Here is a 22,527-nt window from a genome sequence, read left to right on the forward strand (position 1 = left end):
TATTAAGGAGGCCGAAAATGAGATGGGAAGATTTAAGACGAAGTAAAAATGTTGAAGACCGTCGAAGCCAAGGCGGAAGTTCTTTTGGCGGAGGAATGGGCTCAGGCCGTTCGGGTGGTATGAGTGGTAATCTCCTAATGATGTTATTGATGTCAAAAGGGAAATTTAAATGGATTTTGATAGGAATCTTGCTTATTTCCTTTTTTACAGGAGGATCTTCTTTGTTAGGAGGCGGGCAACCAACGAATCGCAACTACGGTGATTCAGGTGTCGTTTTTGAAGATGCTAGTGAAAAGTCCGACTCTAACAATCAAATAACTGATGAAGAAGGAGAGTTTCTTTCAGTAGTATTAGCTAATACCGAAGATTTTTGGACTGAAAAGTTCGCTGAATACGATTTAACTTATAAAAGACCAAAATTAGTCCTTTACACAGAAGGAACAAATACTGGTGGATGTGGATTTGGCCAAAGTTCTGCAGGCCCCTTCTACTGTCCAGGTGACCAAGCTATCTATATAGATGTTAGTTTTTATCGTGAATTAGCTAATAAATATGGCGCTCCAGGAGACTTTGCGATGGCTTATGTTCTGGCTCATGAAGTGGGGCATCATGTCCAACAACAGCTAGGGACAATGGATGATTATCAGAAACTGGCTCAACAAAATCCAGGCGTTAAGAATGAATTAACGGTTCGCTTAGAATTGCAAGCAGATTATTATGCAGGAGCTTGGGCACGCTATGCTGATGAGCAAGGTATCTTAGATGAAGGAGACATTGAAGAAGCACTTCAAGCAGCCTTTTCAGTAGGGGATGATACTTTACAAAAAGAAACGATGGGGTATGTAGTTCCTGATTCCTTTACTCATGGAACATCTAAGCAAAGACAAGAATGGTTTGCTAGAGGCTATAAATATGCTGGTGATTTCCAAGAAGCAGATACCTTTAATGGTGATATTTAACAAAAAAGAACGCTTTATGAATTTTCATAAAGCGTTCTTTTTGTTCTAAAGCTTTTCTCTAAAGCTTTTCAAGCAATTTGTTGATAAATTTAAAGGTTCTTTCAGTTGAAGAAATCGAAAGTCTTTCATTAGGGCTATGCACGTCTTTCATCGTAGGGCCTACTGCAATCATTTCCATTTCAGGGAAAGTATCTGTAAAAACAGCCGGTTCAAGAGCAGCATGGACAACCTCAACTTTCATTTCTTTATTAAAAGTCTCTTTAAATGCTTCTAGGGCAGTCTCTCTAAGACTAGACTCTTTTGCAAATTCCCAAGCTTGATAATAATCTGCTTCAATCACATCAAATCCATTTTTTTGATAGATTTTTGTCACATTTTCAGTATGTTTATCAAAAGATTCAGGATTCGAACTTCTAAGGGAAATAGTGACTTTTAATTGACGATCTTGAATATCAAAGATAGCGAGATTGTTAGAACACTCAACAATATCAGGATATTCTTCCATCATACTATAGACACCGTGTGGGACTTCAGCGATAAATTGCTCAATATTTTCTTGGCTTTGTGCCGATAAGACCTCATCTATATTATCAATTTTTTTAATGGTTACTTGCATGTCTTTATCAAGAGGATATTTAGCGATTAAGTTTGTAAAATCAATGGAATAATCTTCTTCATCTGATGCAAATACTACTCTTGCATCGCGGGGTATCGCGTTATGTTTTGATCCGCCGACAATCGACACTAATTCATAGTCGGACACCTCTTTAATTAAGTTCATAGCCTGTAAGGCAAATTTAATGGAGTTTCCTCTTTTTTGGTGGATTTCCATTCCTGAATGTCCACCTAACATATTATTAATGGTTAATTCAAAAGTGTTTTTTAACTGGCGAGCTTGATATTTAAGTTTTTGCTTACCAATAAGGTTATGGCCACCAGAACAACCGGCCAGTAAGATGCCTTCTTCTTCTGCATCAATGTTAATTAATTTTTTGCCACGAATATTTTCTTTTTTTACAGCTCGTGCACCAGACATGGTGGTTTCCTCATCCGTAGTAACCAGCAATTCAAGAGCAGGGTGTTTAGCTTCTTTGTCTTCAATGATTGCTAGACCCATAGCTACTGCAATTCCATCATCTGCTCCTAAGGTTGTCCCTTTGGTTTTAACCCAATCTCCTTCTATTGCCAATGGAATAGGGTCTTTGGCAAAGTCGTGTTTTATGCCTTCTGCCTTTTCAGCCACCATATCCATATGTCCTTGAATGATGATTGGTTCATGATCCATATAGTCGGGATGGGCTGGCTTTCTAATAATAATATTATTAGCTTCATCTTGAATAGTTTCATAACCCAATTCTTTTCCTAAATGATACAGGTAGTCGCTAACTGCTTGTTCATTACCAGATTCTCTAGGTATTTTGGTTAACTCTTCAAAGTAGTGGAAGACTCGATTAGGTTGTAGATTTTCTAACAATTTAATTTCTCCTTTCATCTTAAGCGTCGACAAAATCAAACGCTATCAAATGGCTTCTAAGTTGATTATAAAACTAAAAAAAAGCAGATACAAAGGTTTTCAAAATTATTTTTAAAATTTTAGTCTTTTTAAATAATTTAAGCACATTAAATTGTGCTAGTACAAGAATTATGATTAGACGAAATTCTAAGCATTAGCTATAATAGAGAGAGAATGATAAAAGTCAGAAAGAAGGTGATTAGATGTCAGAAGAAGTAAAAATTTTTCGATCGCTTACACAAGAAGAAGTCACACAAAATCCATTACTTTTAGAAATTTTAGACTTAAATGGCGAACAGCTAACCTATTATTTTGAAGAAAAGTTTTTGGATAATCCGTTTATAGAGTTTGAATACCCTATTGAGCATAAGGTTTCCCAGATTTTACAAGAAAGAAGGCCTGCAGCTGATCCAGATATTGATATTCAAAGTCCAAGCTCTCCTCAAACATTAGAAACCTTCCTTTTCGAGCAGATTATGTTATATAGGCAAACACCGATTAGAGATGCTATGGTGCAAATGGTTCCCTTTTTAGATGAACGTGGCTATTTACCTTATAAATATGGAGAACTTGCAAAAAAACTACAAATAGACCCTATGATTGCCTTAGATGCTATTACTCTTTTTCAACAATTAGAGCCGACTGGGATTGGGGCTTATGATTTGAAAGAATGTCTAATGTTGCAAACAGACCAAGACCAACATTCGCCAAATCATGCCTATTTTTTATTAGAAAATTATTTTGCTGAATTATTAGAAGAAGATTATGCAGAGATTATGGAGCGTACAAACTTAACGCTAGCTGAAATCCAACAAATTGTTAATTATTACCATACATTGCGGACACGCCCATCTTCATTATATGAACGAATTGAGCGAATTAATTTGATTCCAGATGTTGAACTGCAACTCATGGGAGAAGAAATACAAATTCACATTAACCGTCAGTATTATCCACGGCTAATTTTTGATCAAGATTATTATGATGAAATGGAAGCTAAAAATAATACTGAGCTTCAAGAATATATCCAACCGCATAAGGAATTCTACCAGCAAATGTTATCAAGTATTCGCTCTAGAGAGAAATTGTTAATTGCAGTGACTAAGATTATCGTTCAATCTCAGCTGCAATATCTCAAAGGAGAAGACAAAAGCCCAACGCCTTTATTAATTAAAGACATTGCTCATCAGCTGCGCTTATCTGAGTCTATTGTCAGTCGCATTATTATCAATAAGAACCTCGCTTATGGAGAGAATGTGTCTCCACTTTCGGATTTTATTAATGTTTCAGCAAAAGTCGGACGTAGTGGGTTGTCTGCTCTAAATATTCAAGCTTTTATTCAAGATGTTATAACAAAGCATGGCCAAGATGTTTCTGATCAAGAAATTATCGATCAACTGGCAGATAAAAAAATCATTATCAGTCATCGTTTAGTAGAGCGCTATCGTCAAAACATTCTAAAAAAGCAAGCAAAAGGATAAAGCATAAAGTCCCAGCCATTTAACAAATGGCTGGGACCTTATGCTTATTGCTGATAGAAAAAGAGTGAGTGTGTTGAATTGACTAGATGCATAGGAATAAGTTCCTTTGTTTGAGGACGATAATAAGCTAATAGCACTAATCGGTTTCCTACTTGTGTTAAAGCGTGGTTTATTAAACGTGTATCGTTATCACTGGCAATCTTTTCGGCTTCTTGGTAAGTTAAGGGTACGATGATGCGAGGAATAAAGATTGTTTCTCCATTGATTTGGAATTGGCTTTGATCAATAGAAACATCTAGTTGGCTTAAATCTTCCTCCGAATTAATTTGTGTAAGGATTTGATTCAAATCCTTACTTGCTACTTTATTTTTATTAACTTGTTGCTCTTGATTTGTAAAATTATTTAGATAATAGCTTTCCATGGCTTGATTAATATCTTGAGGCACTTCATCTGGAAGTGTCAAATTAGGGAAATCAGAAGAAACGCTTAATTTCTCTTTTAAAAAGCGAGGGGCTGTATTGCTCTGTTTATTTTTTTCTGTTTGCTCCTTTTGGCTATCTTCTGATTCAAGGTTTTCAGTTGTTTGACTAGTTATTTGGTCTTGGGAGACAGCAGCCAATTCTGATTGTTCATTTTTCTCATTAGCGGTTGGTTCTTGAAAGTATTGGAAAATCTGACAGGCAGATAATAAAAGAGATGCAATCATAAGGCTAAGTATTTTTTTCATGAAATCATTCCTTTTTGTTTCGTTCCATCAGTGTATCAGAAAAATATGGATATTAGGTAACAAGTTGATAACAAATTACTAAATTAAATCCTAAAAAGAGTGTGACAACTTGGTCAAACAATGATAAAATCGATTAGAAATGTAAGGACTTTTAATGCATTCCAGCGAGGATGCCAAAGTCTACTGAGTATTTTAAGTCCTTATTTTCAAATAAAGGGCTCTTTTTTATGCCTTCATATAAGGAGATTAAAATGGAAAATTCAAAAGATAAAATGACGCTATTGCTGCAACCTCACGAAAAGCCGGAGTTTACCAAAGGATTATTATTAAGTTTTCAACATGTTTTTGCTATGTTTGGAGCAACGATCTTAGTTCCCTTAATTTTAGGGCTATCTGTTTCAACTGCTTTGTTAGCAAGTGGGATAGGAACATTGATTTACCTTACTATAACAAAAGGGGAGGTGCCTGTTTATTTGGGATCCTCTTTTGCTTATATTGCTGCCATGGCTTTAGCAATGGAACAACTAGGTGGGGATGTTTCTGCAGCGCAAACTGGAATCATGATGGTCGGTTTATTTTACGTTGTGATTGCTGGAGTAATCAAGTATACCGGCACCGATTGGTTGAATAAAATATTACCACCGATTGTTATTGGGCCGATGATTATTGTTATCGGTTTAGGATTAGCTTCTTCTGCAGTAAATAATGCTGGCTTTGTATCGGGTGGGGATTGGCGAAACATTTTCGTTTCAGTAGGAACGCTACTCATTTCAGTTTACATGCAGATATTTGGTAAAGGCTTCTTTAAAGTAATTCCATTCTTAATCGCTATTATTGGCGGCTATCTTCTTTCGTTAATGGTTGGAATCGTTGATTATACTCCCGTAATAGAAGCTAGTTGGATTCGTTTGCCGGATTTATCCCTTCCATTTGCTACACCTGTTGCAAATTGGCAACAATATAAGTTTTATTTTGGACCAGAAGCCTGGGCGATTTTACCAATTGCTTTGGTTACCATTGCTGAGCATACAGGTGATCATGTGGTTCTTAGTGAAATTTGTGATCGTAATTTTTTATCAAAGCCAGGATTACACCGAACTTTAGCAGGAGATGGGTTAGCTACTTTCGTTTCAGCTTTAATTGGTGGTCCTGCAAACACAACTTATGGTGAAAACTCTGGTGTGGTTGCTTTAACAAGAATTGCATCTGTTAGTGTCATTAGAAATGCAGCTTTTCTAGCTATTTTGATATCTTTCTTTGGCAAATTTAATGCTTTAGTGGCATCAATACCTTCCGCAGTATTGGGAGGAATGTCGATTCTATTGTATGGTGTGATTGCTAGTAATGGTCTGAAGGTATTAATAAAAGATCACACTGACTTTTCACAATCTAGAAATTTAATTATTGCTTCAGCTATGTTGGTTATCGGATTGGGGGGAGCTGTTTTAGATTTGGGAGGCTCATTTGTTGTTTCCGGAACAGCCTTAAGTGCACTGGTAGGAATTACTTTGAATGCTATGTTACCTGAATTAAAATAAAAAATAATTAAGCATTTAGAATTTTGATGTGAACCCATAAACACGAACAATAATATTAAAATTAATTATGCGGCCTGCAACCTATATTCAATAGGTGAAAGGCCGTTTAATTTTTCTTTTAGCCTATGATGGTTATACCAATAAATAGATCTTTTTATTTCTTCAGCTAATTCATCTATACTATCATACTTAATCGCATAAAATATTTCTTGTTTTAGAAGCCCAAAGAAGTTTTCCATAGGCGAATTGTCTAGACAATTAGCTCGTCTTGACATACTTTGTTTTATAGTGTTATCTTCAAGGATTTTTACCCATGACTTAGGTTGATAATGAAATCCTTGATCTGTATGAACTATTAAATGGTGATCTTGTGGAAGTTTCTTTACAGCATCTTCTAAGGACTTATTGGTAAAATATACAGTAGGTGATATATTTAAATGATATGATATTATTTCACAGTTAAATAAATCCATTATTGGTGATAGTTATAACCTGTTTTCAGAAGATTTAACTTTAAGTTTTGTTATATCACTCACCCATACTTCATTAGCTTTTTCTACTTTGAAGTTTCTATTTAATTTGTTATCTGCTATCCTACCTATTTCTCCTCTATATGAGCTATATTTCATTGTTCTTATGTGGAAATTTTTACATAGAAGTTTACTAACTTTCATGATTCTTAATACTCTTTTATGGTTAACTCTATCTCGCTTTTCTTTCCATTCGTAGAAAGACGTTCTTGGTAGTTTTGCTATATCAAGCCATATTTTTAACTTAATATCCGGTTTAACTAGCCTATTTCAAGTACTATTTTTGTCTTTTTTTGTTTGAGATTTTTTCTTTTGAATTAAGTCATCTAACTTTTTTAGATAGAGTATTTCTGCTTCAAGATATTCATTTCTTTGCCCTAGCTCTATTAATTCTTCTCTTTGATTTTTTTAACTTCTTAATTTCATTTGATTTATCGGTGTTTTTAGACATAGTCGTATCCCCATTCTTTATAGGTTTTCCTTCATTAGCATTGAATCTTTCAAAACCTTCTTGTTTATATTTTCTTTTCCAATTAGCAATTATTGAAGGATTATTAATTTTAAAGTACTCTGCTGTTTCTCTATAGGATAGTTCATTGTATTGCCTATATTTTATTACAGATTTTTTTAATTCTCCGCTGTATTTAGTTTTAGACACAGATTTTCTAAGTCCTTTTTCTCCATACATTTTATCTTGTCTTATCCAATTAGAAACGTTTGAAGCTTTGACTCCAGACCTTCTTGAAAGAAATTTTCTTTCATATCCTTCTTCGATTTCTCTTACTAACTATAATATAAATTCAAAATTATATTTTGCCGTACAACCCCCCCTAAATCCTTGTTCGGGTTTAAGGGGTCAGTACATTTCTAAATGTTTTTTAATTTAAGTATCAGGACTGGGAAATTTTCATCTAAAAGTTACTAAAATAGAAAACCAAAGGAAGTTTTGATAGAATACTGTTTATAGTGTTTGAACTTTAAAGGAGGAATTCAATGTACCCCTACGGTTTTTATTTTGATTCAACATATATTTTAATACTAATAGGTATGGCTATTGTAATGTATGCTCAATGGAAGGTTAAATCAACCTTTGCTAAATACAGCGAATTAATGAGTGAGCGTAATATAAGTGGACAAGAAGCCGCGGAATTAATTCTGCAAGCAAATCAAATTCAAGATGTGAGAGTTGAAAGAGTAGCTGGGAACTTAACAGACCACTACAGTCCCAAAGAGAAAATCTTAAGATTATCGGAAGCTACTTATAGCAACAGCTCTGTAGCAGCGGTAGCAGTTGCAGCTCACGAGTGTGGTCATGCCGTGCAAGATGCTAAGAACTACCAATTTCTAAAATTAAGATCAGCTTTAGTTCCCGTATCACAATTTGGCTCAATGATTGGTATGCCAATTATCATTTTGGGTTTTCTTTTCCAAATGATGGGATTGGTAACAATTGGTATCATTGCACTATCAACGGCTTTATTATTTCAAATAGTAACTTTACCAGTTGAACTAGATGCAAGTAAACGGGCTTTAATTTCTTTGGAACAGCTAGATATCTTCACTCAAGGGGAGTTGCCCGCTGCTCGTAAAGTTTTGAATGCAGCAGCCCTTACTTATATAGCGGCTACTTTTTCAACGGCTTTACAAATTTTAAGGTTAATAATTTTATCTAATCGCTCGCGTAGGAATTAAGGCATAGATGGAGGCGAATTATGGATTTATGGAAGAAATTTAAGACTAGTCCTTTAAATCTTAACTTAGCACTTGATCTATTAAGGCAAGCAGATCAGGAAGTGGAAAAGATGGAGCCCATTCGCATTTTACTCGCTGGTAAAACGGGATCGGGAAAATCCACTCTTGTGAACGCTCTTTTTAGAGAAAATATTGCTTCAACAGGAGTAGGTCTTCCAGTGACTCAAAAGGTCCAGAAAATAACTAAAAAAGGCTTACCACTAGTTATCTATGATACTAAAGGATTAGAGTTACATTCAAAGTCGCAAGATGAAAGTATCCAACACTTACTTCATTTAGTAAAAGACGCTAAAAAAGGCGATGCGGTAGAGCCTATTCACTTGGTTTACTATTGTATCAATGCGACGATGGCAAGAATTGAACCGCAAGAAATTACCCTAATTGCAATGCTGGCTCAAGAACTGCCGGTTATTGTGGTCTTAACACAAGCAATTGGTGAGGATATTAAAGGCTTTAAAGATTCTGTTAAAAAAGCAGTCCCTCAAGTCCAAGTGGTTATTCCTGTTTTAGCCAAAGACTTTGAATTAGCAGGTGGCCAAAAAATTAAAGCTTATGGCTTAGAAGAGTTGACTAAACATAGTTATGAGTTTGTTCCGGAAGAGGTAGAGAAGGCTTTTATTAATGCCCAACGAGTAGACTTGGCTTTAAAAATAGCTCAATCTAGAAGTTGGGCAAACAAGTATATGAAAACAACTTTTGGAATTGGTCTAACCCCCTTACCGATTGCTGACTCAGCTCTTTTAGTTCCTATCCAAATTACAATGCTAGCTCACATTACTAGTATATTCGGCTTGTCTATCGATAAAAAACAAATTGTTAGTATGATGGCTGGGGTAGGAGGGACAGGTTTAGCGAGTATGGTGGGTAAGTACCTAGCTTCGTCAGCTGCTAAATGGGTGCCAGGAGTGGGATCAGTTACAGGAGGAATGGTTAATGGTTTTACTGCCTCAACTGTTACTCTAGCATTAGCTTATTCATACATTGAAATACTAAAGCAGATAACGATTGCAGAGAACCAAGGGAAAAAGTTATTACCTAAGGAGATAACAGCTTTGATGCGCAAGACATTTGGTCTGGAGCTCGAAACAATCAGTCATCGATTTCCCGACAAGGTCAAAGATTCATTACCAGAATGGATGACTAACAGTTTAGATCAATACGAGTAATATCAATTTAGCGGTTTGCCTTCTTAATAGAGGACTTACCGCTTTTTTAGTGAATTATATCTTAAAATTTACCTTGACAAACTTCTAGTAGGAAGATACTATACATAAAGATATATGTAACTATTACTATTTAAACGGAGGGTAAAATAATATGAATAAACTAATGAAAATAATAGCTACTATCTTTTTAAGTCTAGCGATGGTAGGTCATACAACTTTTAAAATTGTTTCTGCACAAGATAGGCCAAAAGTTATGGCCACTTTTTATCCAGTGTACTTTTTGGCTTCAGAAATAGCAGGAGATAAAATGGAGGTTTCTATGCTACTAGATGCCAATCAAGATGCTCACGCTTATGAAGCAAGTGCACAAGCTGCAATTAAAGTTCAAGAAAGTGATCTATTTATTTATCAAGATGATGAAATGGAATTTTTTATAAAGGATTTAATGTCTTTAGTTGATTTAGATACTACCAAAGTTTTAGAATCAACCGACGGCATTGATTTGTTATCCGGTGATGGTGAAGAGCACGATCATGAAGGTGAAGAGCACGATCATGAAGGTGAAGAGTATGGTCACGAAGGACACGTTCATGAATTTGACCCTCATACCTGGTTAGACCCAATGGTTTATAGTCAACAAGCCAAAAACATTAAAGAGGCAATGATAGAAATAGATCCTGATAATCAGAAGGTCTATGAAGAGAACTGTAAGGCTTTGGTTGAAAAACTTGAAGCATTAAATACAGAATTTCAGACTAAATTAAAAGATTTAGAAAATAAAACCATCGTGGTTCAACATAAAGCTTTTAGCTATTTAGCTCAGGCCTATGGTTTAGAGCAAATTTCAATTGGAGGACTTTCTTCAGATCAAGAACCTTCAGCCAAACAAATTGCTGAAATGCAAAAGCTATTAGCAGAAAAACAAGTGAACAAAATCTATGTTGACCCTGCTATTGATTCTAAGATTGCTCAAACAGTAGCAAGCTCTACTAAAGCAGAATTACTGCCCTTAAGAACTTTGGAATTAGTTTCTGAGGAAGAGGCAGCAGCAGGGGAAAACTATTTTACATTAATGCGTAAAAATCTTGAACAACTACTTCAAAATTAGAAACTAGTGTAAGGAGGCCAAAAATGAAGGTGTTATCCGTTAAAAACTTGTCTTTTTATTATGAAGAAGAAAAAGTTTTGAATAATATCACTTTTGATATCGCATCCGGAGAATTTGTTATTTTAACGGGAGAAAATGGAGCGGCTAAGTCAACGTTAGTTAAAAATATTATCGGTCTGTTAAAGCCAGCAACAGGAGAAATAAGTATTGCCAAAAAAAATAAAGCAGGAGATAAGCTATCGTTGGGTTATGTTGCACAAAACATTTCCGCCTTTAATTCAGGCTTCCCTAGCACGGTTCAGCGCTTTGTAGAGTCGGGTCGTTACAGTCAAAATAGATGGTTTAAATCTTTAGATGCTGAAGATTATGAACATGTTGATCGTGCCCTTGAAGCAGTGGGTATGGCGAATATGCGAGATAAATTAATCGGGCAACTTTCAGGCGGCCAAAAACAGCGGATTATTTTAGCGCGCGTTTTTGCATTGGATCCAGATTTATATGTTTTAGATGAACCGACAAACGGTATGGATAGCCAATCACGCCGAAAGTTCTATCAACTTTTGCAACATCTTACCAAGCATCATGGTAAATCCATCATGATGGTGACACATGCTGATGATGAAATTGAAGGCTTCTATGATCGTGAAATTCGCTTAATTAGAGAGGAGGGTTCTCCTTGGAGATGTTTCAGTATGACTTCATCCAACGCGCCTTTATAGCAGGATTAGCCATGTCCTTTATAACACCTATTTTAGGTCTCTTCCTCATTCTCAGAAGGCAATCTTTAATGGCAGATACCTTATCTCATATTTCTTTAGCTGGAGTTGCTTTAGGAATTATACTAGGTATCCAACCTACATACTCGACCATAGTGATTGTTGTGATTGCTTCACTGGGAATTGAGTATCTTAGAACGGTGTATAGACATTTCACTGAAATATCTGTGGCTTTAATGATGTCCACTGGTATGGCTTTAGCCTTGTTTCTTCTAAGCTTTAATTCCAATAGTGGTGTATTTAAAGTAGACCAATATCTGTTTGGATCGATTATCTTAATTCAAGACCAAGAGGTTTATTTATTAATTGGACTAGCGCTGGTGATTTTATGCTTATATCTAATTTTTAGAAAACCACTTTATATTATATCTTTTGATGAAGCTACTGCTAAAACAGCAGGACTGCCGGTTCGTTTTATTTCAACTTGTTTTTCAATTTTAACAGGGGTTGCTATTTCCATTATGATGCCAATTGTTGGTGTTTTATTAGTATCAGCATTAATTGTGATTCCTTCTTCAACAGCTATTAGACTTTCTAGGTCCTTTGAACAAGCAATAGCGATTGGTTTTGTGATAAACATCGTGGGAATTTACTTGGGATTATTCGCTTCCTACAGATTAGACACCCCTCCTGGAGCATCTATTACTTTAATATTTATTTTGATATTCGTTTTAGTAGCTGTTGTTCAAAGCCTACAAAGATACTTACGCAAACATAAGCATTGATAATTTTTAAGAGTTCTAACAGCTGTTAGAACTCTTTTTCGATAGAGATTTTTTGTTGAAAATTCGAACAAATAATGATAAAGTTTGCTTAATGTTTGGAAAAGGAGGCTTTTTATAAATGATAAAAAAATATAAACGAAACCAGCGCTTAATAGCAATTACCCAACAACTAATGAATAATCCCAACCAACTCTTAAACTTACAAGATTTTGCGCATAAATTTCAATGTGCTAAATCATCAATTAGTGAAGATTTGGGAATGGTCAGAGGAGTTTTTGATGAAATGCAACTAGGGCAACTTGAAACATTGACTGGTAAAACAGGAGGTGTTATTTTTCGTCCACATCTGTCGGGAGAGGAAGTTGAAATTATTCAGCGTCAAGTAAAAGAGCGACTCTCTCAAGGTAAGAGAATTCTCCCAGGAAACTATATTTTCGTGAATGACCTACTACAAGATCCGAGTGTTTTAAATCCGATTGCTCAACTTATTGCAGCTAAATATGCAGATAAAGAGATTGATACCATTCTTACCATAGAAGCTAAAGGGATAGGATTAGCAGCGGCAGTAGCATTATATCTAAACAAACCTTATGTTGTGGTACGTCGAGAATCTACCTCTGGAGAAGGATCAACTATTTCGATTAATTATACTTCGGGTTCTACGCAGACTGTTAAGAAAATGGAGCTCTCGAAGTCAGCTTTGCAATCGCAAAGTCGTGTATTAATTGTGGATGATTTTCTTCGTAATGGCGGAACATTAACAGGGCTTTTAAATTTAATTGAAGAATTTGATTCGCAAGCAGCTGGAATATGCGTTTTTGCAGAGAATAAGGTAAAAAATCGAATGAGTATTCCAAATTATCACGCTCTTTTTGAAACTCAATTACGTTATAACAATGAGTTAGGTCATTATCAATTGGAAATTGAAGCAGGAAATTTTTTTAATTAGGAAACTGCATAGCCATATGGTCCTTAAATAGATATAATATAAGGGTAAATGTCGCAGATAGAAGGAGTGTGAGTGAATGAAAAGAATGGCGGTTATTTTAGCAGCTGGCAAAGGTACACGCATGAAGTCAGCCTTACCTAAAGTTCTCCATAAAATTAGTGGAATTTCCATGGCAGAACATGTTGTTCGATCAGTCTTGGAAAGTCGTGCCGAGCAGATCGTAACTATTGTTGGTAATGGGGCAGATTTAGTGAAAGAAGAATTAAAAAACCTCACTGATTTTGCTTTTCAATCCGAGCAATTAGGAACAGGTCATGCAGTACTCCAAGCTGAGAATCTTCTGGCAAATGAAAAAGGAAGTACCTTAGTTATATGTGGAGATACACCCTTATTGTCAGGAGAAACATTAACTAAACTCTTTGAGCATCATGAAAGCACAGGTTCAAAAGCAACCGTTTTGACTGCAAGAACCTCAGATCCTACTGGTTATGGTCGAATTGTTCGTGATGATGAAGGCCAAGTTCTTAAAATTGTGGAGCAAAAAGACGCTTCGTCAAAAGAACTTATTATAGATGAGATTAATACAGGGACCTACATTTTTGATAATTTAAGTATGTTTAAAGCTTTGAAATCAGTGAGCAATCGGAATGCCCAGGGCGAGTATTATTTACCAGATATTATTGAAATTCTTCAAAAACAAGGAAAAAAAGTTCATGCTTTTAATATGGATGATTTTGCAGAATCAATTGGAGTGAATGATCGAGTAGCGCTTTCTAAAGCTCAGCAGCTAATGAACCGACGTATCATTACAAATCATATGCGAAATGGCGTGAGCTTTATTAATCCTGAAATGACTTATGTTGAAGCGGATGTAAAAATTGGTGAAGATACGGTGATTGAGGGGGGAGTTCAGCTTAAGGGCGAAACATTTATTGGTAAATCAGTAAGAATTGGTGCCAACAGTGAGATTGTAGATAGCCAAGTAGGGGACTCAGTAATAATTACTCAGTCAGTTATTGAGAAATCAAAGGTTGAAGATAAAGCAAAAATAGGACCTTTTGCGCATTTAAGACCGAATAGCTATTTGGCAGAGGGCGTCCGTATTGGGAATTTTGTTGAAGTTAAAAATTCTCAACTAGGTAAAGATACCAAAGCAGGTCACTTAGCCTATATCGGTGATGCTGAATTAGGAAAAGATGTCAATGTAAGCTGTGGTGTTATTTTTTGTAACTATGATGGTAAAAGAAAATATCGTTCGAAAGTCGGCGATCAAGTATTTCTTGGAAGTAACTCTAATATCGTCTCTCCACTTGAGATTGGGGACCGTGCCTTTATAGCTGCTGGTTCAACTATTATAAAGGATGTTGAAGCGGAAGCCTTAGCTATTTCACGTAGCGAACAGGTTAATAAGTTAGGTTATTGGACTAAATACATCAATAAATAAATTTAAGGAAAGAGGGATTTGGTTGGCAAGTGAACACTATAAGGATCCAAAATTAAAGATCTTTGCATTAAGTTCTAACGAAAAGTTAGCGGCAGCAATTGCAAAAGCTGTTGGAGTAGAATTAGGTGAAATTTCTTTATCTAGGTTTGCTGATGGAGAGATACGTGTAAATATTGATGAATCGACTAGGGGGGCACATGTATATATCGTACAATCGACCTCCTCACCAGTTAATGATAATTTAATGGAATTATTAATTACGATTGATGCTTTGCGTCGCGCATCAGCAAAAACAATCAATGTAGTGCTTCCTTACTATGGTTATGCACGTCAAGACCGTAAAGCACAGTCTCGTGAACCAATTACAGCTAAATTGGTAGCAAATATGTTAGAGCAAGCAGGAGCAGACCGTGTAGTGGCATTGGATTTACACGCTGCCCAAATTCAAGGGTTTTTCGATATACCTGTAGATCATTTATTAGGTGCTCCTTTACTGGCAAATTACTTTATTGATAACAAACTTTTTGGCGATGATGTTGTTGTTGTATCACCTGACCATGGCGGCGTAACTCGTGCACGAAAACTAGCAGAATTTTTAAAGGCACCAATTGCTATTGTTGATAAACGTCGCCCACGTCCTAACGTTGCAGAAGTGATGAGTATTGTTGGAGATGTTAAAGATAAAACAGCAGTGATAATTGATGACATGATTGATACGGCAGGAACAATTACAATCGCTGCTCAAGCTTTGATTGATCGTGGAGCCAAAGAAGTTTATGCCACCTGTACTCACCCGGTTCTTTCTGGGCCAGCTTTAGAAAGATTGCAAACATCTGTTATTAAGAAGGTAATTGTTACAGACACCATTCTACTGCCTGAAGACAAAAAAATTGATAAAATTGAAATTGTGTCTGTTGCACACTTAATTGCTGAAGCAATTAAACGTATTCACGAGAACCGTTCTGTTTCACCTCTTTTCAATGAAAAATTCACTATCATTGAGTAGACTTTAATTGTAAATTTTTTATTTGAAGCTTAAGCTCGTTCTATCTTTAAATTAGATGGGACGAGCTTAAGTTATTTCAATACAAATATATGAGAGCGTAAAAATTAATCAGACTAAATGTTGATGGTTATTTTTTAAAGAAGTCGGTATAATGAGTAAGAACCAACGGAAAGAAAGAGGTTTTATTATGAACCATCGAAAAGAATGGAATAATTTATTACGCTTTGTTGTAGTTATAATGGGTTCACTGGTATGTCTTTTAGGAATTCTATTATCCTTTTATTTAAAATTTTCAGGCCAAATTCCCTATAGAAATTTTATAGCTTTTGAATCAAGTTATTTCTGGATAGCAATAGGTTTTATTTTGATCAACTTCTTCTTTGGTACCTATATATTTTATAATAAAACTTTAATGGACCTTTTCTACTTTACCATGCTATCTCAATTATTTTTGTCTTTTTTTATGATGGCCGTTACTTATGCTGGGTCTTGGCTAACTTTTCCGCGATCTGTTATTTTACTTAACCTTTTCGTAGGGACAATATTGGTATATTTATTTAATGCTGTAGCTTACATCCTTTATCATCGATTATCTGGCCGTAAACGAGTTTTAGTCGTAGGGGAGAATAAAAAGGCGTTAAATGCAGTGGTTAATTTTGATAGAATGACCAATCGTAGACATGAGGTAACTCATGTAGTCTTGTCAGATTATTACCAGCGTGTGGTTAAATTATCGGATGCGGTCGATATTGTTTACCTTACTGGTTATATCGAAGAAACAGAACGACTAAAAATATACGATTATTTGATGCGGAATAACAAAAAGCTCTTTTTATCGACTAACTTTGCAAATTTAATGATGGTTAATCCAAATATAATGAGCTTTGAAGATGAAAGTTTAATTGAAGTATCTACTTTTTCAATTGCTTTTGAACAAGCTATTATCAAAAGGACGATTGATATTGCTTCTTCTCTTCTTTTATTAATTTTAGCTTCGCCTATCATGTTAATAACAGCCATAGCTGTAAAACTAGACAGTAAGGGACCAATTTTTTATCGTCAAGTTAGAATTACAAAAGGATCTAAACCTTTCAACATTTTAAAATTTCGTTCAATGACTCAAACGGCTGAAGAAAAATCTGGACCCGTATTAGCTAGTTCTAATGATTCACGAGTGACGAGGGTAGGAAAGTTTATTCGCACTACTCGGATTGATGAACTTCCACAATTAATCAATGTGTTAAAAGGTGATATGTCGCTCGTTGGACCGCGACCTGAACGTCCTTTTTTTGTTAATCAATTTAGTCAAGAAAATGCTTATTATGAATTGCGTCATCATGTACGTGCAGGAATCACTGGCTATGCTCAAGTCTATGGAAAATATGCTACAGACTTTAATAATAAATTAAACTTTGATCTGCTCTATATTAAAAATTACTCATTAGCCTTTGATTTTAAATTGTTGTTTCAAACATTAAAAATATTATTTGATAAGGTTTCTTCAAGAGGTTTAGACCAAGAAGATCTCTGCCAACCTTCATGGAAGGATTTTCAATCCAAAATTCATATTTATGAGTAAGCTATTTCTAGATGTTGTTTATTGTTTATGTTAGGCTTTTGCTAGTAAATTATAAGGAGGATATTATGAATAAACGTAATAAGGTAAAAACACTTTTTTTAATGATAATGGTTAATCTGCTGCTAATCCCTCAGTCTTATGTGAGTGCTCAAGAAACAGTTTCAGATGCTTGGCAAGATGTGGCGGTAAAAGCAAACCAACAAGAATTCCAATCCTTTCATATGGAAGGTACAGTAGGTGTGAAAATTTCCTCGCAAAATATGACCAGTGATTTTGGAAACCTAGAAATTGACGCATTAGTAAATGCTCAACCGATAGCTTTACAAATGGTAGCAAAAATAATTTCTCCATTTGTAGGTTCAGAGGCTGTAGGTTTTGAAAGCTATGCTAAAGAAGGATTTAATTATATTTACAACACTCAATCTAAAGAGTGGAAGACTTCAGAATGGACGGTATCAGAAGAAGATATCTTAGATAGTCTTCAAGCATCCTTTAAAAATGTATCAAATGGCTTAGTAGAAAGCGAAATGACTTCAGAGGCCAAAACATTTATTGATAAATACTTTGAATTTGAAGAAAAAGGTCAAGATTATCTTTTTAAGTTGAAAAAAGATATTAATGGAGCTAGCTTTTACAATGATTTAGATAAGGCAATCGATTTAAAACAGTTGGTTAAGCAATCAGCTAACAAAGCGATTGAGCAATCAGAAGATCTGGGACAACCCATCGACCGAGAATATGAAGAATCTCTGGGGGAATTCTTGAATCCTGATATGTTTGAAGATTTCTTTAATATGAATCCACAAATGACTGTTACATATGAGAGTGTGACAGGGCTGATAAAGAACTTTTCCTTTATGATTGACACAGACCCTAAAGTTTTTATCGATTCAGTGAGTCAAACAGACTGGTCTAATTTACCAGAGCTTATAAGTATTTCGGCTAATTTTGACTTTGACCAGTATGGTCAAAGCTTTAATATTCAGGTTCCTTTGGAGGCCATGCAAACTTCTGAAGAAAATACCATAGAAGAGTAATTAGTAAAAACCTTTAGTTGAGCATTCAACTAAAGGCTTTTTTATAATGAGCTTATAACTTATGCACTCTTTTTGAATCAACATTGAGGGCAATAGTATGATACAATAAATAAAATTATTCAGTTGAGGAGATTAAAATGATCTATAAATATTCTGATGACAGCTTAATGACCCACACCGATCTTTATCAAATCAATATGTTGAAAACATATTGGGAAAAAGGGATTGATCGAAAACTGGCTGTTTTTGAAGTCTACTTTCGCAAAAACCCTTTTAACAATGGCTACGCTATTTTTGCTGGTTTAGAAAGAGTTGTTCACTATTTGAATCAATTTCATTTCTCAGCGACTGACTTGGATTATCTAAGAAGCTTAGAAATATACCCCGAAACATTTATTCAATACTTGGCAGATATGAAACTAGAGTTATCTGTTAGGTCTATGCAAGAAGGCGAGCTTTGTTATGCAACCGAACCTTTGATGCAAGTTGAAGGACCACTTGGTCAGTGCCAATTAGTTGAAACAGCTATTTTAAATATAATAAATTTCCAAACTTTAATTGCCACAAAGGCATCACGTATTCGTTCGGTAGTGGGTGAAGGGGATAAAATTTCTGAATTTGGTGCTAGAAGAGCGCAAGAAATGGATGCGGCTATTTGGGGAACGCGTGCAGCCTTTATTGGAGGCTTTGATTCAACTTCAAACGTTAGGGCTGGGAAATTATTTGGTATTCCTGTTTCTGGTACTCACGCTCATTCTTTGGTACAAGCTTACCGAGATGAGTATCAAGCTTTTAGAGCTTATGCTGAAACGCATCGTGATGTCGTCTTCTTAGTAGATACTTATGACACATTACGTTCAGGCATACCTATCGCTATAAAAGTAGCTAAAGAAATGGGTGACAAAATCAATTTTATCGGTGTTCGAATTGATTCGGGAGATATGGCTTACCAATCAAAAAAAATTCGTGAGCAATTGGACGAAGCAGGTTTCACCGAAGCGCGCATAATAGCTTCCAATGATTTGGATGAAAAAACCATTTTAAACTTACGAATGCAGGGTGCAAAAATCAACGATTGGGGTATTGGAACTAAAATAATAACTTCTTATGACCAGCCTGCTCTAGGTGCTGTTTATAAATTAGTTGGAATCGAAGATGACAAAGGTGAGATTGTACCGACAATTAAAATTTCTTCCAATACAGAAAAAATCACTACACCCGGTCTGAAACAAGTTTGGCGAATTACTCGAAAAAAAGATGGCAAGGTGGAAGGTGACTATATTGCTTTAATAGATGAAAGGCCCGATCTTTTAGAGGAACTTTTCATGTTCCATCCAGTTCATACCTATATCAATAAAACTGTTAAGGACTTTGAAGCGCGTCCACTTTTAATAGATATATACAAAGAGGGTCAGCAAGTATATGATTTACCAGATATATTAACTATTAAAGATTATTCAGAGGATAAGATTAACTGCTTATGGGAAGAGCATAAGCGCATTTTAAATCCACAAGTTTATCCAGTTGATTTATCGCAAAAATTATACGATTTGAAAATGGATAGTATACAAGAGGTTCGCGACCAAGTTGATTTAAGAGTTGAGGCGTTTCAAACAGATCAATTCTGATAAGGAGAATAATATGAGACAATTGCAAAAAGAAATCATAGGGAATTTAAAAGTTTCACCAAGGATTGAACCAGAAGCTGAAATTCGGCGATCTATTAACTTTTTGAAAGATTATCTCTATCAAAATGCAGGTTTAAAGTCATTGGTATTAGGTATTAGTGGAGGACAAGATTCCACTTTAGCAGGGAAATTATCGCAAATGGCTATTGAAGAAATCCGAACTGAAACAAACGATAACCAGTATCAATTTATTGCTATACGACTTCCTTATGCTGTCCAAAATGATGAAGAAGATGCACTAAAGGCTCTAGATTTTATTGCACCAGACCGAATTTTAAATCTAAATATTGAAGAGGCGACTTTAGGAGTTGTTCAAGCTTTGAAAAAAGAACAAATTGAAGTTAGCGATTTTAATAAAGGAAATATTAAAGCGAGACAGCGTATGGTGATGCAATATGCGGTAGCAGGACAGTTTTCAGGTGTTGTAGTAGGAAGTGACCATGCAGCAGAGAGTGTCACAGGATTCTTTACTAAATATGGAGATGGGGCAGCGGATGTAATGCCTTTGTGGCGCTTAACCAAAGATCAGGGTAAGCAGTTGCTACAGTCCCTAAACTGTCCGGCAGACCTTTATCAAAAAATACCGACAGCCGATTTAGAAGAAGACCGTCCTATGTTATCCGATGAAGAAGCGTTGGGTGTTTCTTATCAAACCATTGATCGTTATTTGACAGGACGTGAAGTAAAAGACCATGAAGCAGCAATAATTGAAAAATGGTACTTAAGTAGCCAACATAAACGCCATCTGCCAGTCACTGTCTTTGATCAGTTTTGGAGGGAATCTTGATTTAAGGAGATGAAATAATGTCCATTGTACTGGAAATAATAATGAGGGTAGTGCTTGCTTTCATATTGTCATTAGCATTTTCCTATTCCTTATTAAAGTTGCTTAATTTTACAAAGCCCCTTGATTTTAAGAATAGAGAGAATAATAGCAAAAGAACACCACCTGCTTACGGTGGTATTGCTGTATTTATGGCATATTGGTTAAGCTATTACTTATTAAATCCTTTTACTCTTTGGGATAAGCAAGGGAGTCTTTTTGTAGCCTCCTTAATTATCCTTGTAACGGGCGTTTTAGATGATAGGTTAAATTTATCTGCTTTAAAAAAATCAATCGGTATTTTAATCGCCTGTCATTATGTCTATTTTTATAGTGACATTTCTTTTTCATCTCAACTCATTAATTTTGAAGACCCATTACTTTTTAATGGTTTGAAATATCTCTTAACCATAGTATGGATTTATTTAGTAACTAATGCATTAAATTTATTAGATGGGATTGATGGCCTAGCTTCAAGTGTTAGCCTGGTGAGTCTTTTTTCAATGGTTATAATAACTTTAGGTTTTTCTTTAACCATTCAATTGGATTTTGTATTAAAGTTGTTATTTTTATTTGCAGCAATTGCTGGTTTTTTAATATTTAATTGGCCACCTGCTAAAATTATGTTGGGAGATACTGGGGCTTTATTTATTGGATTTATGTACGCTAGTTTAACCGTTACTAATCTAAAAAACGCCAGTCTTTACTCTTTTATTTTTCCAATACTTTTATTTGCTGTTCCACTTTTTGATACTGTTTTTGCCTTCATGAGGCGTTTACACCAACGAACCCCGGTTACTGAAGGAGACAAAGAGCATATCCATCATCGGTTACTGCGAAGGGGTTATAATGAAAGTTCAATCAATAAAATGATGATGGCTTTATCTGCCGTTTTTTCATTGATTACCCTAGCCCTCCATGCCTTTCCTAATTTAAAGTGGCTGATATGGGTGATGACAATGGTATTGATTGTAGCAATGGTTTATTTTACTGTGCATATTGGAAAAGAGTCTCCAAACAAATGAATCTTTTTAAGTTTTAAAAGGTATATTTATATCTCGATTACCTAAACTGTCTATTTTAACTTGTCCACTTAAAAAATTGACTAAATAGCTATCAAATTCCTTTAGGAAGTCAGAATGAATAGCGATTGTCATTTGAATTTTTTCGAGATATTCGATGGTTAGAACAGAAGGTAAGCCAGGCATTTGAGCAAGATTATGATTAAAGCGATCAAGCTGTGCATAATCCATTTCAATTTGAAGAAGGGTCTGGTTAACATTTTTAATTTTATTGGCCAATTGGCAGCTTTCACTAACTACTTGGGTGTAAGCGCGAATTAAACCACCTGCACCTAACTTGTTTCCACCAAAATAGCGAACAACAATGGCTGCGACAAAAGTTAATTCCTCTTTTTTAAGAACTTCAAGCATTGGTAGACCTGCTGTACCACTTGGTTCGCCATCGTCACTCATGCGTTGAATACTTGAGTCAGCCTCTAAACTAAAAGCATAGCAGTGGTGATTTGCTTTATAATGCTTTTTTTGTATACTAAGCAAGTGTTGATTAAATTCTTCTTCACTTTTGATTGGAAACAGAAAACAAATAAAACGAGATTTTTTTATTTCAATTTCATGTACAATTTCTTTTTGGATACTTAAATAATTAAACATATAGCTTTCCTTTCATTTATGTTAGGATAATAGATAACATATAGATTCTTTA

21 protein-coding genes are annotated in these 22,527 nt (G+C 35.2%); 16 read left to right on the forward strand and 5 right to left on the reverse strand.

Going from position 1 to position 22,527, the window contains the following annotated elements; all coding sequences use genetic code 11:
* The first annotated feature begins 17 nt into the window (after positions 1-17).
* Positions 18-959 (forward strand): KPN_02809 family neutral zinc metallopeptidase, encoded by a 942-nt coding sequence (gene ypfJ / locus ACQV2G_RS02555; protein WP_428873149.1) that lies wholly within the window; start codon positions 18-20, stop codon positions 957-959.
* Positions 960-1,017: 58 nt separating this feature from the next.
* Here ypfJ and pepD read toward each other — a convergent pair whose 3' ends face one another.
* Positions 1,018-2,433, reverse strand: a complete 1,416-nt coding sequence (pepD, locus tag ACQV2G_RS02560; RefSeq protein ID WP_428876073.1) for a beta-Ala-His dipeptidase — start codon at positions 2,431-2,433, stop codon at positions 1,018-1,020.
* A 242-nt stretch (positions 2,434-2,675) separates the two neighbouring features.
* Here pepD and ACQV2G_RS02565 point away from each other — a divergent pair, with 242 nt between their 5' ends.
* Positions 2,676-3,953 (forward strand): RNA polymerase subunit sigma-54, encoded by a 1,278-nt coding sequence (locus tag ACQV2G_RS02565; RefSeq protein WP_428875246.1) that lies wholly within the window; start codon positions 2,676-2,678, stop codon positions 3,951-3,953.
* Between the two features lie 44 nt (positions 3,954-3,997).
* On the opposite strand, the gene ACQV2G_RS02570 is transcribed toward ACQV2G_RS02565, so the two are convergent.
* Entirely contained in the window at positions 3,998-4,681 is a 684-nt protein-coding gene (locus tag ACQV2G_RS02570; protein ID WP_428875428.1) for a hypothetical protein, read from the reverse strand.
* Positions 4,682-4,908: 227 nt separating this feature from the next.
* On the opposite strand from ACQV2G_RS02570, the gene ACQV2G_RS02575 reads away from it, so the two are divergent.
* Entirely contained in the window at positions 4,909-6,219 is a 1,311-nt protein-coding gene (locus ACQV2G_RS02575; RefSeq protein WP_428876074.1) for a uracil-xanthine permease family protein, read from the forward strand.
* A 65-nt stretch (positions 6,220-6,284) separates the two neighbouring features.
* Here the strand turns inward: ACQV2G_RS02575 and ACQV2G_RS02580 are convergent, their stop codons facing one another.
* Both ACQV2G_RS02580 and ACQV2G_RS02585 read right to left on the reverse strand, forming a co-directional pair.
* Entirely contained in the window at positions 6,285-6,692 is a 408-nt protein-coding gene (locus ACQV2G_RS02580) for a transposase (protein ID WP_428875430.1), read from the reverse strand.
* A gap of 421 nt (positions 6,693-7,113) precedes the next feature.
* Entirely contained in the window at positions 7,114-7,437 is a 324-nt protein-coding gene (locus tag ACQV2G_RS02585) for a helix-turn-helix domain-containing protein (RefSeq protein WP_428876076.1), read from the reverse strand.
* Positions 7,438-7,742: 305 nt separating this feature from the next.
* On the opposite strand from ACQV2G_RS02585, the gene ACQV2G_RS02590 reads away from it, so the two are divergent.
* The 13 genes from ACQV2G_RS02590 (at position 7,743) to ACQV2G_RS02650 (ending at position 21,827) form a co-directional block, all read left to right on the forward strand.
* Entirely contained in the window at positions 7,743-8,441 is a 699-nt protein-coding gene (locus tag ACQV2G_RS02590; RefSeq protein WP_428876078.1) for a zinc metallopeptidase, read from the forward strand.
* Between the two features lie 20 nt (positions 8,442-8,461).
* Positions 8,462-9,667 (forward strand): YcjF family protein, encoded by a 1,206-nt coding sequence (locus tag ACQV2G_RS02595; protein ID WP_428876079.1) that lies wholly within the window; start codon positions 8,462-8,464, stop codon positions 9,665-9,667.
* 151 nt (positions 9,668-9,818) lie between these two features.
* Positions 9,819-10,775 (forward strand): metal ABC transporter solute-binding protein, Zn/Mn family, encoded by a 957-nt coding sequence (locus tag ACQV2G_RS02600; protein WP_428876080.1) that lies wholly within the window; start codon positions 9,819-9,821, stop codon positions 10,773-10,775.
* Positions 10,776-10,798: 23 nt separating this feature from the next.
* On the forward strand, positions 10,799-11,494 hold the full coding sequence (locus ACQV2G_RS02605) for a metal ABC transporter ATP-binding protein (protein WP_428876081.1): 696 nt from the start codon (positions 10,799-10,801) through the stop codon (positions 11,492-11,494).
* Positions 11,452-12,276, forward strand: coding sequence for a metal ABC transporter permease (locus ACQV2G_RS02610; protein ID WP_428873159.1), 825 nt, complete (start codon positions 11,452-11,454; stop codon positions 12,274-12,276). Before ACQV2G_RS02605 ends, ACQV2G_RS02610 begins: the two co-directional genes overlap by 43 nt.
* Positions 12,277-12,394: 118 nt before the next feature.
* Entirely contained in the window at positions 12,395-13,225 is an 831-nt protein-coding gene (purR, locus tag ACQV2G_RS02615; protein WP_428874163.1) for a pur operon repressor, read from the forward strand.
* A 76-nt stretch (positions 13,226-13,301) separates the two neighbouring features.
* On the forward strand, positions 13,302-14,669 hold the full coding sequence (gene glmU, locus ACQV2G_RS02620; protein WP_428874164.1) for a bifunctional UDP-N-acetylglucosamine diphosphorylase/glucosamine-1-phosphate N-acetyltransferase GlmU: 1,368 nt from the start codon (positions 13,302-13,304) through the stop codon (positions 14,667-14,669).
* Positions 14,670-14,691: 22 nt separating this feature from the next.
* On the forward strand, positions 14,692-15,675 hold the full coding sequence (locus ACQV2G_RS02625) for a ribose-phosphate diphosphokinase (protein WP_428874165.1): 984 nt from the start codon (positions 14,692-14,694) through the stop codon (positions 15,673-15,675).
* 187 nt (positions 15,676-15,862) lie between these two features.
* Positions 15,863-17,254 carry a sugar transferase gene (locus ACQV2G_RS02630; protein WP_428874195.1) on the forward strand — a complete coding sequence of 464 codons (1,392 nt, stop codon included), beginning with the start codon at positions 15,863-15,865 and terminating at the stop codon, positions 17,252-17,254.
* 65 nt (positions 17,255-17,319) lie between these two features.
* Positions 17,320-18,291, forward strand: a complete 972-nt coding sequence (locus tag ACQV2G_RS02635; RefSeq protein WP_428876082.1) for a hypothetical protein — start codon at positions 17,320-17,322, stop codon at positions 18,289-18,291.
* A gap of 137 nt (positions 18,292-18,428) precedes the next feature.
* Positions 18,429-19,919: a nicotinate phosphoribosyltransferase gene (locus ACQV2G_RS02640; protein ID WP_428876083.1), complete on the forward strand. Its 1,491-nt coding sequence runs from the start codon at positions 18,429-18,431 to the stop codon at positions 19,917-19,919.
* A 13-nt stretch (positions 19,920-19,932) separates the two neighbouring features.
* Complete coding sequence (gene nadE / locus ACQV2G_RS02645; protein WP_428874169.1) at positions 19,933-20,766, forward strand: ammonia-dependent NAD(+) synthetase; 834 nt, start codon at positions 19,933-19,935, stop codon at positions 20,764-20,766.
* Between the two features lie 17 nt (positions 20,767-20,783).
* The gene (locus ACQV2G_RS02650) at positions 20,784-21,827 is read left to right on the forward strand and encodes an MraY family glycosyltransferase (protein ID WP_428874170.1); all 1,044 of its coding nucleotides are present in this window, start codon (positions 20,784-20,786) and stop codon (positions 21,825-21,827) included.
* A 6-nt stretch (positions 21,828-21,833) separates the two neighbouring features.
* Here ACQV2G_RS02650 and ACQV2G_RS02655 read toward each other — a convergent pair whose 3' ends face one another.
* Complete coding sequence (locus ACQV2G_RS02655) at positions 21,834-22,475, reverse strand: YigZ family protein (RefSeq protein ID WP_428874171.1); 642 nt, start codon at positions 22,473-22,475, stop codon at positions 21,834-21,836.
* Positions 22,476-22,527: the final 52 nt, after the last annotated feature.

This window comes from Facklamia sp. P12955, from assembly GCF_050409565.1.
Lineage (GTDB): Bacteria > Bacillota > Bacilli > Lactobacillales > Aerococcaceae > Facklamia.

Excerpts from the sequence above, each read along its gene's own strand:
- ypfJ (WP_428873149.1), top strand. The coding sequence starts at position 18 with ATGAGATGGGAAGATTTAAGACGAAGTAAAAATGTTGAAGACCGTCGA.
- ACQV2G_RS02565 (WP_428875246.1), top strand. The coding sequence starts at position 2,676 with ATGTCAGAAGAAGTAAAAATTTTTCGATCGCTTACACAAGAAGAAGTC.
- ACQV2G_RS02570 (WP_428875428.1), bottom strand. The coding sequence starts at position 4,681 with ATGAAAAAAATACTTAGCCTTATGATTGCATCTCTTTTATTATCTGCC.
- ACQV2G_RS02575 (WP_428876074.1), top strand. The coding sequence starts at position 4,909 with ATGCCTTCATATAAGGAGATTAAAATGGAAAATTCAAAAGATAAAATG.
- ACQV2G_RS02580 (WP_428875430.1), bottom strand. The coding sequence starts at position 6,692 with ATGGATTTATTTAACTGTGAAATAATATCATATCATTTAAATATATCA.
- ACQV2G_RS02585 (WP_428876076.1), bottom strand. The coding sequence starts at position 7,437 with ATGTATGGAGAAAAAGGACTTAGAAAATCTGTGTCTAAAACTAAATAC.
- ACQV2G_RS02590 (WP_428876078.1), top strand. The coding sequence starts at position 7,743 with ATGTACCCCTACGGTTTTTATTTTGATTCAACATATATTTTAATACTA.
- ACQV2G_RS02595 (WP_428876079.1), top strand. The coding sequence starts at position 8,462 with ATGGATTTATGGAAGAAATTTAAGACTAGTCCTTTAAATCTTAACTTA.
- ACQV2G_RS02600 (WP_428876080.1), top strand. The coding sequence starts at position 9,819 with ATGAATAAACTAATGAAAATAATAGCTACTATCTTTTTAAGTCTAGCG.
- ACQV2G_RS02605 (WP_428876081.1), top strand. The coding sequence starts at position 10,799 with ATGAAGGTGTTATCCGTTAAAAACTTGTCTTTTTATTATGAAGAAGAA.
- purR (WP_428874163.1), top strand. The coding sequence starts at position 12,395 with ATGATAAAAAAATATAAACGAAACCAGCGCTTAATAGCAATTACCCAA.
- glmU (WP_428874164.1), top strand. The coding sequence starts at position 13,302 with ATGAAAAGAATGGCGGTTATTTTAGCAGCTGGCAAAGGTACACGCATG.
- ACQV2G_RS02630 (WP_428874195.1), top strand. The coding sequence starts at position 15,863 with ATGAACCATCGAAAAGAATGGAATAATTTATTACGCTTTGTTGTAGTT.
- ACQV2G_RS02635 (WP_428876082.1), top strand. The coding sequence starts at position 17,320 with ATGAATAAACGTAATAAGGTAAAAACACTTTTTTTAATGATAATGGTT.
- ACQV2G_RS02640 (WP_428876083.1), top strand. The coding sequence starts at position 18,429 with ATGATCTATAAATATTCTGATGACAGCTTAATGACCCACACCGATCTT.
- nadE (WP_428874169.1), top strand. The coding sequence starts at position 19,933 with ATGAGACAATTGCAAAAAGAAATCATAGGGAATTTAAAAGTTTCACCA.
- ACQV2G_RS02650 (WP_428874170.1), top strand. The coding sequence starts at position 20,784 with ATGTCCATTGTACTGGAAATAATAATGAGGGTAGTGCTTGCTTTCATA.
- ACQV2G_RS02655 (WP_428874171.1), bottom strand. The coding sequence starts at position 22,475 with ATGTTTAATTATTTAAGTATCCAAAAAGAAATTGTACATGAAATTGAA.